Here is a 14,022-nt window from a genome sequence, read left to right on the forward strand (position 1 = left end):
TGTCATGTCGCACGTATCTGATTTGATCAGCGAGGACATCCTCGCCTACCTGGGCCAGCACGAGCGCAAAGAGATGTTGCGCTTCCTGACCTGCGGCAACGTCGATGACGGTAAGAGCACCCTGATCGGGCGCCTGCTGCACGACTCCAAGATGATCTATGAAGACCATCTGGAAGCCATTACCCGCGACTCTAAAAAGAGCGGCACGACCGGCGATGACATCGACCTGGCGCTGCTGGTCGATGGCCTGCAAGCCGAGCGCGAGCAGGGCATCACCATTGACGTGGCGTACCGTTATTTCTCGACGGCCAAGCGCAAGTTCATCATTGCCGATACCCCGGGCCATGAGCAGTACACCCGCAACATGGCCACCGGTGCGTCCACCTGTGACCTGGCGATCATTCTGGTGGATGCCCGCTACGGCGTGCAGACCCAAACCCGTCGTCACAGCTTTATCGCCTCGTTACTGGGCATCAAGCACATCGTAGTGGCCATCAACAAGATGGACCTCAAAAACTTCGACGAAGGTGTATTCGAGTCGATCAAGGCCGATTACCTGAAGTTCGCCGAAGGCTTGAAAATGAAGCCTTCCAGCCTGCATTTCGTGCCGATGTCCGCCCTTAAAGGCGACAACGTGGTGAACAAGTCCGAACGCTCGCCGTGGTACACCGGCCAGTCGCTGATGGAAATCCTCGAAACCGTTGAAGTCGCGGCCGACCGCAACCTCACCGACCTGCGTTTCCCGGTTCAATACGTCAACCGTCCGAACCTGAACTTCCGTGGTTTTGCCGGTACGCTGGCCAGCGGCATTGTGCACAAGGGCGACGAGATCGTAGTGCTGCCGTCGGGTAAAAGCAGCCGCGTTAAATCCATCGTCACCTTTGAAGGTGAACTGGAGCAGGCAGGCCCGGGTCAGGCGATCACGCTGACCATGGAAGACGAGATCGATATCTCCCGTGGCGACTTGCTGGTGCATGCCGACAACGTCCCACAGGTGACCGATAACTTCGAAGCCATGCTGGTGTGGATGGCAGAAGAGCCGATGCTGCCGGGCAAGAAGTACGACATCAAGCGGGCAACCAGCTATGTACCGGGCTCGATTGCCAGCATCGTCAACAAAGTCGATGTGAACACCCTCGAAGAAGGCCCGGCCAGCGCGCTGCAACTGAACGAGATCGGCAAGGTCAAGATCAGCCTCGACGCACCGATTGCCCTGGACGGCTACGACAGCAATCGCACCACCGGGTCGTTCATCATTATCGACCGCTTGACCAACGGCACCGTCGGCGCGGGCATGATCATTGCCTCGCCGGTGGGGCATGGCAACGCGACGCATCACGGTGAGCTGGCGCACGTGACCACCCAAGAGCGTGCCCAGCGCTTTGGCCAACAACCGGCGACCGTTTTGTTCAGCGGCTTGTCCGGCGCAGGCAAAAGCACATTGGCCTACGCGGTAGAGCGCAAGCTGTTCGACATGGGCCGTGCGGTGTTCGTCCTGGATGGTCAGAACCTGCGCCATGACCTGAACAAAGGTCTGCCACAGGATCGTGCGGGCCGTACCGAGAACTGGCGTCGAGCCGCCCACGTGGCGCGTCAATTCAACGAAGCGGGTTTGCTGACCCTGGCCGCTTTCGTGGCGCCGGATGCGGAAGGCCGCGAACAGGCCAAGGCGCTGATCGGTGATGACCGCCTGCTGACCGTCTATGTGCAGGCATCCCCAGCCGTGTGCGCCGAGCGTGATCCGCAAGGTCTGTACGCCGCGGGTGGCGACAACATCCCGGGCGAATCTTTCCCGTATGACGTGCCGTTGAATGCCGATCTGGTGGTCGACACTCAAGCCCTCACCGTCGAAGAAGGCGTCAAGTTGGTGCTGGACCTGTTGCGTCAACGCGGCGCGATTTAACAGGGCAGCGGCAAACTTTTAGCTTCAAGCTGCAAGAAAAAACCCGTCACCGGTAAATGGGAGACGGGTTTTTTTTGTGCCTGGTAAATGTTCTGGAGGGGGATGCACGATCTATTCAATTGCACCCGTTATAAGCTCACTCAATGTGGCAACGGCGCGGGGAAGCGTGTGGATGTTTTAGTCAGGGCCCATGCATCGATCGCTGCATCCATTTGGTTGCGAATCTCGGCTACCCGACGCAAGTAACGTGCGCTGTTCATATCGGGTGACTTACGTAACAACTCATTCAATTGCTCAAAATACGGGGAGGTAAGCCCCGAAAATTCGTCTGGGCTTTTGCTGATCAAGTAGTTACGCCAAAACTCGGCGGTACTGACAAACTCGCTCAAGGCTGCCGTCTTTTCAATCACGTCTACCCGTGCCTTTGCAGTATCGAGATTGGCTTGTGTGACACCGGCAAGGACTGTGAACGTCATGCTCTTAGGTTGCCCTGGCAACTCAAGCGCATCTGCTAAACCGATGCGATAGGCCAAAAGAATTTCAAGCTCATCCGGTGCTTGTCCGCCTTCGACCAGCCGTGCAGCAAAATCCTCTGCGGCGATTTTGCTCACCTGCTCTAATCTGAACAACTTTGTTCCCAGTTTTAAAAGTTCAGACTCTTGGGGCGGCTTGTCTGAGGTCAGTTTTGCCAACTCCATTTGCACTTCCATCTCACTGAAAACGATTGCCACACTATCGATGCAACTGCGCGGCGCCGCCGCTACATCCATAAGGACGCGTCGCAATGTTTCGTTTTCATTAGCCACTTCAATCATTTCCCAGACACGACGACTGAGGTCTTGGCGGACCCGTTGAGCATCTGCCGACGCGGTCAAACGACTGAGCACTGTAAAAAAGTCATCGGACGCCGAATCGGTTCTCAGGGTATTCCACAGCAGTTCGCGACGGTTCAGCTCATGGCTGGTGATTCCAGCTGTCCAAAACTCGAATGCGGCCGCTTCACTCATCAACTGCTCACTGTTGATACCCATGCTACTGCCGCCTTGAAGGGCGTAACGTGCGAGACGTAATCGACTGGCGGGTGATAACGGGTTACCCGGCAAGGAAATATTACGTGTGACTGAAGCAGGCGCCTGATAAACCAGTTCGGGGATGTCGACAATCTGGTTTTCACGCAAATCGGCGAGTTCAAGCAGAGGCCGCGAAACCAAGCCTTCAGGCCATACAGCTATCCAGGTGCGGCGTAAGTACACACGGCGTAAGGCCGGCAGGTTTCTGAGATCGAGCAACGCCCCTAACAAGTTGTCATTCAAGTTGAGCATCTCAAGGGTACTTAATGAACTCAGTATCGAAACATCGTCTGCGGTCAAATACAGTAAGTTTCGCGCCATGGACACACTGCGCAACTTGGGCATTTGCTGCAATTGTGCGGGAAGATGATCCATTCGATTGTTGTCCATCTGCAAGGACACCAAGCCCGTGAATTGCGCCAGAAAATCATCTGCGGTTTCTCTACAGTCCATGTTATTGAGGTTCAACTCACCGATATGAGTGAAGTCGACATTAGTCGGAAATGTTGGCAACTTCGCTACCCGCAAGCCATCCAGACTCAAACTGAACACTCGGTTGGGGTTAATCCATGGCATATGGGCAGGATTGTTACGCCAGCTACGCTCAATCAACTTGGCCGCTTGGTATCGACTTTCCATGTAGTCATAGTTTGAAGAGGGCTGGGTGGGATAATTCTGCTTTCGCGCATCATCGATCCAGGCCTGTAAAGTCTCGCGCAATACCCGTCGCTCACGTTTGCGACCGCGTAAAAAGGTGAGCGGTTCCAAGCCACTATCGGTCACAGACTCGAGATAGGCGTGCACGTGTTCGTCACTGAACTCAGGATAAAGATCGCGTACGCGTCTCTGTATTGAACTGGAATATCGGCCCGCATCCAGACCGCACAAAGGGTAACCCAGCTGGCCGCTGGTCATGCGTGTTGGGGCTTTGAAGCCAGGGTTGACCGGTTGCATTCCCAGCACTTGAGCGGATGCTGGGCGGTCGTGGATTGCGAGCGTGGTAATCGCTGATTTGAACGAAATCTCTTGTTCCGGTTGAGCAAAGCCCAAGGCTTGGCGCTCAGTACCTGTGAGGGAGTTGAAGATAGCGGTGGACAATGATGATTCTGGGTAGACCTCGGCAATATGGGTGCGACCGCGAGTGCTGTAACGTTGATAACCTTGATCAAGCTTGACGATGACGCGCGTAGTGGCAAGTCGCGCATTGCCCCAGTGGTGAAGCACCTTGCCCTGTGCCGATCCTTCACGCAGCTCGAATGCGGCTGTCGAGGGCCAGTTTGGCAATTTCGTCAGGAAGTGCCGTATCAGCAATTCCGTATCGTTGTTGGCCTGAGTCTCCAGATAAAAGCCTTCAAAGGCGCGATTAAGCCGAGCGTCGTGTAAATACTCTCGTGCTTGCACCGCCAATTCGAAAGGCACTTTGGCAGTGCGTAACCTGTCACGTTGTACGTCACTGGCTGAGTCCACAATTAATTGGGTCACCGTCCTGGGCAAGCCAGAAAAGACTTTTTCTATAGGCAGTGCTTCGCCAGAGCTGGAGACATTAAAGCGCGCATACAAACGTTCAAAAACGGAGGAGCGGTTAGTGCTCGCGTAAGTGCTTAGTTTCTCTGCCAGAGCAAATATGGGTAACGGCGAGAGCGGTGTTCGGCTTCCCAATAATGCCTTCAATTGCTCTTGCGACAAGTTGGCCAACACCGTTTCCAGCACTTTGCCCTGTTTGCGCACCTCCGATGTGATTTTTATAGCGTTAGGGGTGCTTAAGAGTGCATCTGCATGGTCATCTAGCAGCAGTAACCCTTTTTCTGCGGGCCAGCCAGACAAGGAAGGCAGCAGCAAAAGTTGCAGTTCGACCAAATGAGCTCCGCTGTATTGATCGTTATTCATTTGCTCGATAAAGGTACTTATTTCCCGATCAATTTCGAATCGGCGCAAACTGACTTTCAGCAATGGCGGAGGTGCCAGGCTGTCCAGATGCACCTGTCGCATAACCCCAGGCTCCGTGTTGGTTAACAGCCTGACTCGCTCTAGGGTTTGTTCATCCAGTGTCGCTGCCGCCGCGCTTAAACGACCCACCAGAGTTTTGCTGCCTTGCCACTCCAGCGGATGCTCATGTGCAAGTTGCCACGCGCCTTGTTGATTGTGCAAAAGCCCGGGCTTGAACGCAGTCGCCCTGCGCGGATGGACGATGCGCCACTGTTTGAGCGCCTGATCCATCTCCACAGGGTAATGCTTGCCATCCACCGTGACATGTTGCTTGCCATTAACACTAAAAAAGCCCTGCTGATCACTGGCGTGAGTGTATTCGCCAGTGCTTTGGTGCTCGTAATGGCCAAGCTCTTTATTCCACAAACGGGCTGTACCGTCGTCGAGCTTGACGGGTTGAAAGCCTTCAAAAAACTGTTGGGTGACGCTACTTAAGCCACTGGCGGCTTTTTTGATTACAGCCGCACCGACCACAACGGCAGCAGTGCTCACTATATCCGTGGCAACATTCAGCAAGTGCTGGCGAGCGTGATCGATATCCCCATGTGCCCAATCATCAACCCCCTCAAATACTTCGCTCAGCATTTGCCCAACAGCCGCGGCCAGCATCAACTCTCCCAGTACCGGCACAAACAGTGCAGCCACATTGACTAAAAATAATCCGGCGCTTTCATATAGCTTCCACTGCTCTTCCCGGTTTCGCGCATCCAATACTCCAGTCGGCACTGCCAGCATTTGAGCGTCGGCAAACATGTTCTTGAGCTGAACCGAGCACAAGTAATGCCCTGCGCTCATGCCCAGCGGCTTCGATGTCAGGCTCAACCGCTCGGGTTTCTCGCTGACTTTTTGCATGAACGCTGCTCTTGCACTCAAGGCGACAAAACGAGAGAAAAAGGTCGCGTATTCAGCTCTCTGCAATCGGCCTTTGAGCTCATCAGTAAACTCGTGGAGTGAGCTGAATTCAAAAAAAGGCGCGACAGGATCATTCGGGATATAAACGATCAATCGATTGCCAGGATTTAGCAGTAAATCATCGGCCGAGAACACTATGATCCCCTCAATGAGCGTATCCAGAATCGAGATAGCGCTTTGAAGTATCAGTTTTCCATCCAGCCTCACGGACGTTTGAGAGGGTGAGTCGATATGTTCTGCCAGTAACTTCAACAACGCCGCATAAGCAGTGGCATTTATATTTTTTTTGAGATAAGCCGTGTGGGCATCAACTTCCATGTCGTAGCCTTTGAGCAATCGCAGATTGGACGCTGTCTCCAATTGCATTGCCGTCGGGTTTATTTCCCCTGTGGCTGCAACTCCGAGAAAACGCTGTAAATACTCTTGATACTTGCGACCAAGATCCAGCGTGCGAGTCATTGCTGCAAACTGATGGGGCCGGATTGGGCAGGGGTAGTTGGGCAAGCCTGCCATGTGAATATGACTTTGTGGATTAAACCCGGAAGAGACGGCCTCCTGCGCAGAGAAGTTCTGCAGCGCAGCCCACAACAAGGTTTTAGGCTCATCGTATGTTGAATAATGGCGAATCGTTACCAGCAGCGTGTCGTCAGTGATCAAGTGGGTGTGAACGACTTTCAACTGGTCACGAAAAATATCCAGTTCCCAGCCAAACTGGCGCTTTAGTGCAGCCAATAACAGAGGTGCACAGAAAGCCTCAACTCCTTCGAGTTCAGAGAACTTCTGCCCCACACGAGCATGATAAGAGCGGCTCTGGGACATGGCGGTATTTAATGCTGCAATGACTTCGGGTGTGGCCTCCAGCAACCACTTGGGCATATGGCTGCGAACCAGTTCGAGCGGCTCTAAATCACTGAGGGTTGATTCACGGGCATTAAGTGGGGGATTTTGCATGGCTTTGATCATGACAATTAATCCAGATAAGAGGACGGGGATTAATGGCTAACCTAATGTCATCCCGCGCATGTCATGACCTACATAGATATTTCCGCCTTGAACACTGCGAAAAATTGCTCCCTGCACTGGTACCGTTCACGGTGGTAAAACTTGATTAGGAACAACACACCCTTCGGCCAATAATTGTTTGGCGCGGTGAACTGCGCTGCACCGAACACGGCAACCCTTTTAGGTGCGTTTTACCTGATCAAAGGCTGGCGGCGTTGCAGGTGGTGTATCCCGGTAAATCGGTAACCACTGCCGGAACACATTGGCGGCAATAGCGTGGCTGATGGCGACGCCAGAGATGAATGCACCAGGTTGCAGGTGCTCCTGGACAACCTGGGCTGTGATCTAGGCTCTGTAGGAAATGAATCTGGGCCCGGTTATGCGGCGTTGAAAACGGGTCGAAATGCTCATTTACAACCCGCAAACTCCGTTGCTTTGTCTGTTTTCGCCTGACCTAACGTTGCGGGTATTCCCGGTGCAATTCGGCCAACAGTCGGTCTTTGTCTTCCCACAACTGGTTGATCCAGCCCTGGAACGCCAATTTGTAGGCCGGGTCCTGGTCGTAGTTTTTGCCGATAAACTCCGCCGGGATCTCCAGTTCTTCAAAGATCACCACCACGTCACGCACGTTGCCGCACAGCAAGTCCCAATAACCCGGGCGTCCGCCAGGGTAATGAATCGTCACGTTGATGATCGACTGCAACTGTTCGCCCATCGCATCCAGCACAAAGGCAATGCCCCCGGCCTTGGGCTTGAGCAGGTAGCGAAACGGTGATTGTTGTTCGCCATGCTTGGCTTCGGTGAAGCGTGTGCCTTCGACGAAGTTGAAGATACCCACAGGCTGGTGTTTGAACTTGGCGCAGGTTTTACGCGTGGTCGCCAGGTCGGCGCCTTTCTTGTCCGGGTGCTTGGCCAAGTAGGCCTTGGAGTAGCGCTTCATGAACGGGAAGCCCAGGGCCCACCATGCCAGGCCAATCACCGGTACCCAGATCAGTTCTTGCTTGAGGAAGAACTTTAGCGGGCGAATACGTTTGTTGAGCACGTACTGCAACACCATGATGTCGACCCAGCTCTGGTGGTTGCTGGTCACCAGATACGAGTGTTCATAGTCCAGCCCGTCGAGACCCTTGATGTGCCAGCGGGTGTTGCCGAGCAGGTTCATCCAGCGCTTGTTATTGCCGACCCAGGCTTGGTGAATGTGCCGCATCAGCTCATCGGTCACCCGTTGCGCTGGCTTGAACGGCAGGCACAGCTTGAAGATCGCGACAACAAACAGCGGCGTGCAACACACCACGGTGTTGATCGCCAAAAATAGTGAAGCAATGACGCCGCGTACCGGCGCAGGCAGAAAATCCAGCATTTACACATCCATAGGTCGGTTGGCGGCTTGAATCGCCGTGAGGGCGATGGTGTAGACGATGTCGTCCACTTGCGCACCACGGGGCAGGTCGTTCACCGGTTTGCGCAGGCCTTGCAGCATGGGCCCCAGGCTCACGCAATCAGCGCTGCGTTGCACGGCCTTGTGCGTGGTGTTGCCGGTGTTCAGGTCCGGGAATACAAACACCGTCGCACGACCCGCCACCTGGCTGTTCGGTGCAAGCTGGCGGGCCACTGCTTCGTTGGCGGCGGCGTCGTATTGCAACGGGCCGTCGATCAGCAGTGCGCGTTGGGTCTCGTGGGCCAGAAGCGTCGCTTCACGGACTTTTTCGACTTCTTCACCGCTGGCCGAGTCGCCGCTGGAGTAGCTGATCATCGCCACACGCGGGGTGATGCCGAACGCGGCGGCCGAGTCCGCACTCTGCAGGGCAATTTCGGCCAGTTCCGCCGCAGACGGGTGCGGGTTCATCACACAGTCGCCGTACACCAGCACCTGTTCCGGGAACAACATGAAGAACACCGACGACACCAGAGTGCAGCCCGGCGCGGTCTTGATCAGTTGCAGGGCAGGGCGGATGGTGTTGGCGGTGGAGTGAATGACGCCGGAAACCAGGCCGTCGACTTCATCCAGCGCCAGCATCATGGTGCCGATCACCACCGGGTCTTCCAGTTGCTGCTCGGCCATCGGTGCGTTAATGCTTTTGGTTTTGCGCAGGGCCACCATGGGCTCCACATAACGGCCGCGAATGGTGTCTGGGTCGAGAATCTCCAACCCCGGTGGCAGATCAAAACCGTGCGCCTTAGCCACGGCATGAACGTCTTCGGGCTTGGCCAGCAGCACGCATCGAGCGATGCCGCGGGCCTGACAAATGGCGGCGGCCTGAACCGTCAGAGGCTCGCTGCCTTCGGGCAGAACAATGCGCTTATTGGCGTTCTGCGCCCGCTGGATCAACTGGTAGCGGAACACTGCAGGCGTCAGGCGCATTTCCCGTGGTGTGCCGCAGCGTTGGTGCAACCACTGGGCGTCGAGGTGGCTGGCGACGAAATCGGTGATGATTTCTGCGCGCTCGCGGTCATCAATCGGGATTTCCTTGTTGAGTTGGTTGAGCTGGTTGGCGGTGTCATAAGAACCCGTACTTACCGACAGCACCGGCAACCCGGCTTGCAACGCGCCACGGCACAGTTCCATCAGGCGCGGGTCAGGCTTGGTATCACTGGTCAACAGCAGACCTGCCAGCGGCACGCCATTCATGGTGGCCACGCTGACGGCCAGGATAATGTCGTCACGATCGCCGGGGGTGACCACCAGTACGCCGGGCTTGAGCAGTTGCAGGGTGTTCAACACCGTGCGGGCGCAAAGGATGATTTTCGACATGCGCCGGGTTTCATAATCACCGGCGTTCAGCACCTGCGCCCCGAGCAGCTCAGCGACGTCACGTGTGCGCGGAGCATTGAGTTCAGGCTGGTACGGAATGCAGCCCAGCAGCTTGAAGTCGCCTGTACGCAGTAATGGCGAGTGCTCCTTGAGGCGTGCCGAGAACACTTCCATGCTCTCGTCGGTTTTCACCTTGTTGAGGATCACCCCGAGTACTTTGGGGTCCTTGGGGCCGCCGAACAGTTGCGCTTGTAACTCCACTCGGCCAGAGAGTTCGGTCAGCACTTCGTTTTCCGGGGCGGAGACCAGAATCACTTCGGCGTCCAGGCTTTTGGCCAGGTGCAAATTGACACGCGCGGCGTAACTGGCGGTGCGCGTGGGCACCATGCCTTCAACGATCAACACATCCTTGCCAACGGCGGCTTGTTGATACAGGCGGATGATTTCTTCGAGTAGCTCATCCAGCTGGCCATCACCGAGCATGCGCTCAACGTGGGCCAGGCCCAGGGGCTGTGGCGGTTTCAGGCCGTGAGTGCGGGCTACCAGTTCGGTTGAGCGTTCAGGCCCTGTGTCGCCGGGGTGCGGTTGGGCGATGGGCTTGAAAAAACCGACTTTCAGGCCTGCACGTTCCAGGGTACGAACCAGGCCGAGACTAATGGAGGTCAGGCCCACACCAAAATCAGTGGGGGCGATAAAGAAAGTTTGCATGCGAGCTTCCTGACGTAGCAGTGCAAAAGCAACACTCGATAAACGAGCCATGTGCTGGAATCAATTGCCAAGGTTAACGCTATCGGCCTCTTGAGCACACCAGCCACAATCAAAGGGTTGGCCTATTTTTTTCTGTCGCTGCTGGGGATCAAGCACCCAGGGGCGTGATTGCCAGGGTGGAAGATGGCGCTGATGCTGGGTATGACCACAAGAGAGCAGAACAATCCAATACTGTTCTTGATCTTGACGCCAGCCAATGATTATTGATGTTTTCAAAGTTACCCGTTGGTCTTGGTTGTGTTCGCTTTCGTACGAATGCTTGGTTAAACTTGCGAACTCATTATTTTTTTGCAAAAGGTCTCGCCCCATGACGATCGCCGCCAACAAGGCTGTCTCCATCGAATATACCCTGACCAACGACGCTGGTGAGGTCATCGACAGCTCTGCCGGCGGCGCTCCGCTGGTTTACCTGCAAGGCGCAGGCAATATCATCCCGGGCCTGGAAAAAGCCCTTGAAGGTAAAGCTGTAGGTGACGAGCTGAACGTTACCGTTGAGCCGGAAGACGCCTACGGCGAATACTCCGCTGAACTGGTCAGCACCCTGAGCAGCAGCATGTTCGAAGGCGTTGATCAACTGGAAGTGGGCATGCAGTTCCACGCTTCCGCGCCGGATGGCCAAATGCAGATCGTGACCATCCGTGATCTGGACGGCGACGACGTTACTGTAGACGGCAACCACCCACTGGCTGGCCAGCGTCTGAACTTCAAGGTCAAGGTTGTTGCAGTACGTGACGCGAGCGAAGAAGAAGTTGCTCACGGTCACGTACACGGTGAAGGCGGTCATCACCACTAACAGTGGCTGCTACGCTCACCTGCGAGCTAGTTGAAAAAGGCGCCTGTTGGCGCCTTTTTTGCACCCTTTAAACGATGGCAATCAGCGTCCTGCACGATTGTCTTACTGTAACCAGCACCTGTTGGAGATTGTCATGAGTGCTTTTCACGACCTAACCCTAAACGCACTGAAGGGCGAATCGCTGCCCCTGGAAACTTTCAAAGATCAGGTGGTATTGGTAGTAAACGTCGCTTCCCAGTGTGGTTTGACCCCGCAGTATGCAGCGTTGGAAAAGCTGTATCAGAAATATAAAGCCCAAGGTTTCAGCGTGCTGGGTGTTCCGTGCAACCAGTTCGCCGGGCAAGAGCCGGGCACAGAAGAAGAAATCCAGGCGTTTTGCAGCCTCAACTATGGCGTGACGTTCCCGTTGAGCAGCAAGATCGAGGTCAATGAGCCTGGCCGTCATCAGCTTTATCGGCTGCTGGCCGGTGAAGGTGCGGAGTTCCCGGGGGACATCACCTGGAACTTCGAGAAATTCCTGGTGGGCAAGGATGGTAGCGTGCTGGCACGCTTTTCACCCCGCACAGCACCGGATGACGCCACCGTTATTCAGGCAATTGAAAAAGCGCTGGCTTGACCTGCACGCCCGTAGGAGCGAGCCTGCCTCGCGATCTTTTTGATCTTCAAAGATCGTGAGGCTCTTGTCGTAGGCGCAGTTATTCTGGCATTGGCAGGGCGCCGGTCTGGCCCTGGCAGGCGCGCTGCAACTGGTTTTCGAACTGTTCGATAATCTCTGGCCAGCCTTGGCGGCATGCATGGTGACGCGCATTGAGGCGCACGGTGCGCAAGGTTTCCGGCTCTTCGAGCAGCCAGGCGGCGGCGTCGATCCAGGCGTATTCATCGCCCGGCATGGCCAGGACGCCGTTGTACCCGTGACGAATATGCTGGCCAGCCGCTGCTGCGTCATACGCCACCACGCCCAGGCCCGAGGCCAGGGCTTCAAGTACGACATTGCCGAAAGTTTCGGTCATGCTCGGGAACAGAAACACATCGCCGCAGGCATAGTGGCGAGCCAGGTCTTCGCCCGATTGGGCACCACAGAAGAATGCATCCGGCAGTGAAGCTTCCAGCGCGGTCCGCTTGGGCCCGTCTCCGACGATGATCAGCTTGAAGCGGCGGCTGGGGTAACGTTCTTGCAAGGCTTCCAGGCAGCGCTTGAGCGCCCCCAGATTCTTTTCCGGCGCCAGGCGACCCACGTGTAGCAGTGCAATGTCGTCTTCAGCCAGCCCCCAGCTTTGGCGCAAGGCGCTGTGGCGTTTGGATGGGCTGAACAGCCGGCTGTCGACGCCACGCTCCAGTAACTCCAGGCGATCAAAGTGGCGGCGCTCCAGCTCAAGGCGCTGGCTGGCGCTGGGCACCAGGGTCAATGCCGAGCGGTTATGAAACCAGCGCAAGTACTGGGTGAGCAGTCGGCTAAACACACCCAGGCCGTACACACTGGAGTAGTACTGAAAGTTGGTATGAAAACCGCTGACCACCGCAATGCCGAGTCGACGCGCCACCCGTAGCGCACATAATCCCAGCGGCCCTTCGGTGGCGATGTACACCACGTCCGGGCGCTGCAGTTGCCAGCGTTTCATCAAGCGATGAGTCGAGGCCATGCCCCATTGCAGCCCTGGATATCCCGGGATAGACCAGCCTCGGCACAGCATGACCTGATCGGTACTGCGTTGATTGCCATCGATGGTCTGGCGCGGGCGCACCAGCTCCACATGATGGTCACGCGCGCGCAGGCCATCAAACAAACGCCCAAGGGTGTTGGCCACGCCGTTTATTTCAGGTGGAAACGTTTCGGTGATCAGGGAAATATGCAAGGCAGTTGTCATAGCAACAGTCTCAACGTGGTCTGTGTCGACTACGTGTCAGCTTAATGATGAATTTGTGGCGAGCTCAGCCTCAGACAACAAAGGGACAGATTAGGTGCCGTGTGGCTCTCATCACATTAGTCGTTGCGATGAGAGCCATGGTTTTAGGCAGGCAGGTTTAAGCGGGCATTAACAGAGGAGGGCCGTTTTTTCGGTCATGACTCAACGTTTTTTTGTGGATAACGCCTCTTCGCCCCGTTCACGCACCCAGAACAGCGTGGCACCGGCCACCGCTGCCGGCATCATCAGCAGGTTGACGATCGGCACCAGCAGCACCAGATAGACGATGCCGCCGAAACTCAGGCTCTGCCAGCGCTTCTGGCGCAGCCAGGCGAGCATTTCGTTCCAGCCCAGTTTGTGGTTGTCCGCCGGGTAGTCGATGTATTGGATGGCCATCATCCAGACCCCGAAAATCAGCCATAGCGGCGCGGCGACCAGGTTCACCACTGGCACAAACGAGAGAATCAACAGGGCAATTGCCCTGGGCAGGAAGTAGCCCAGTTTGCGCATTTCACGTGCCAGTGTGCGGGGCACCATGGCAATCAGTTCGCCCCACGTAAACGGCGGCGAGTTATCGACACCACGCACTACGGCCTCGACCTTCTCCGACAAAAAACCGTTAAACGGCGCGGCGATGATATTGGCGAACATGGTGAAGGTGAAAAACACCATCAGAATGAGCAACACCACAAACAGCGGCCATAACACGTAGTTGAGAAAACTCAGCCAATTGGGCAGCGTCGGCATCAACGTGTCGACCCATAGGCTGAACTGATGCCCGGCGAAGTAAATCAGCCCGACAAACAGCACCAGGTTGATCAGCAGCGGCAACAGCACAAATAAACGCAGGCCTGGGCTCAGGACCAGCTTCAGGCCTTCACGCAGGTACTGCGGGCCAGATAGAACAGGGGCGGGCATAGTGGGCTCCGGGC

At 55.9% G+C, this 14,022-nt stretch carries 9 protein-coding genes; 3 read left to right on the plus strand and 6 right to left on the minus strand.

The features are described from left to right. Nucleotides 1-4: 4 nt before the first annotated feature. Complete coding sequence (gene cysN, locus NTD86_RS19975; protein ID WP_262204767.1) at nucleotides 5-1,903, plus strand: sulfate adenylyltransferase subunit CysN; 1,899 nt, start codon at nucleotides 5-7, stop codon at nucleotides 1,901-1,903. A 140-nt stretch (nucleotides 1,904-2,043) separates the two neighbouring features. Here the strand turns inward: cysN and NTD86_RS19980 are convergent, their stop codons facing one another. From NTD86_RS19980 to NTD86_RS19995, 4 genes are all read right to left on the minus strand, one after another. Then, nucleotides 2,044-6,834: an NEL-type E3 ubiquitin ligase domain-containing protein gene (locus tag NTD86_RS19980; RefSeq protein ID WP_262204770.1), complete on the minus strand. Its 4,791-nt coding sequence runs from the start codon at nucleotides 6,832-6,834 to the stop codon at nucleotides 2,044-2,046. Between the two features lie 493 nt (nucleotides 6,835-7,327). Then, nucleotides 7,328-8,233, minus strand: coding sequence for an acyltransferase (locus NTD86_RS19985; RefSeq protein ID WP_262204773.1), 906 nt, complete (start codon nucleotides 8,231-8,233; stop codon nucleotides 7,328-7,330). Beyond that, on the minus strand, nucleotides 8,234-10,333 hold the full coding sequence (gene pta / locus NTD86_RS19990) for a phosphate acetyltransferase (RefSeq protein ID WP_262204776.1): 2,100 nt from the start codon (nucleotides 10,331-10,333) through the stop codon (nucleotides 8,234-8,236). Nucleotides 10,334-10,393: 60 nt separating this feature from the next. Then, entirely contained in the window at nucleotides 10,394-10,732 is a 339-nt protein-coding gene (locus tag NTD86_RS19995) for a DUF3565 domain-containing protein (protein ID WP_262204779.1), read from the minus strand. On the opposite strand from NTD86_RS19995, the gene NTD86_RS20000 reads away from it, so the two are divergent. Both NTD86_RS20000 and NTD86_RS20005 read left to right on the plus strand, forming a co-directional pair. Then, nucleotides 10,701-11,186 carry a peptidylprolyl isomerase gene (locus NTD86_RS20000; protein WP_262204816.1) on the plus strand — a complete coding sequence of 162 codons (486 nt, stop codon included), beginning with the start codon at nucleotides 10,701-10,703 and terminating at the stop codon, nucleotides 11,184-11,186. The genes NTD86_RS19995 and NTD86_RS20000 overlap by 32 nt on opposite strands. A gap of 133 nt (nucleotides 11,187-11,319) precedes the next feature. Continuing rightward, a complete protein-coding gene (locus tag NTD86_RS20005) occupies nucleotides 11,320-11,802 on the plus strand; it encodes a glutathione peroxidase (protein WP_262204817.1) in 483 nt (160 codons plus the stop codon). Nucleotides 11,803-11,881: 79 nt separating this feature from the next. On the opposite strand, the gene NTD86_RS20010 is transcribed toward NTD86_RS20005, so the two are convergent. Both NTD86_RS20010 and cysZ read right to left on the minus strand, forming a co-directional pair. Next, nucleotides 11,882-13,051 (minus strand): glycosyltransferase family 4 protein, encoded by a 1,170-nt coding sequence (locus NTD86_RS20010; RefSeq protein WP_262204819.1) that lies wholly within the window; start codon nucleotides 13,049-13,051, stop codon nucleotides 11,882-11,884. Nucleotides 13,052-13,252: 201 nt separating this feature from the next. Next, entirely contained in the window at nucleotides 13,253-14,008 is a 756-nt protein-coding gene (cysZ, locus tag NTD86_RS20015; protein ID WP_262204821.1) for a sulfate transporter CysZ, read from the minus strand. Nucleotides 14,009-14,022 lie beyond the last annotated feature (14 nt).

The organism is Pseudomonas sp. 7P_10.2_Bac1, assembly GCF_025465935.1.
In the GTDB taxonomy this organism is placed as follows: Bacteria; Pseudomonadota; Gammaproteobacteria; order Pseudomonadales; family Pseudomonadaceae; genus Aquipseudomonas.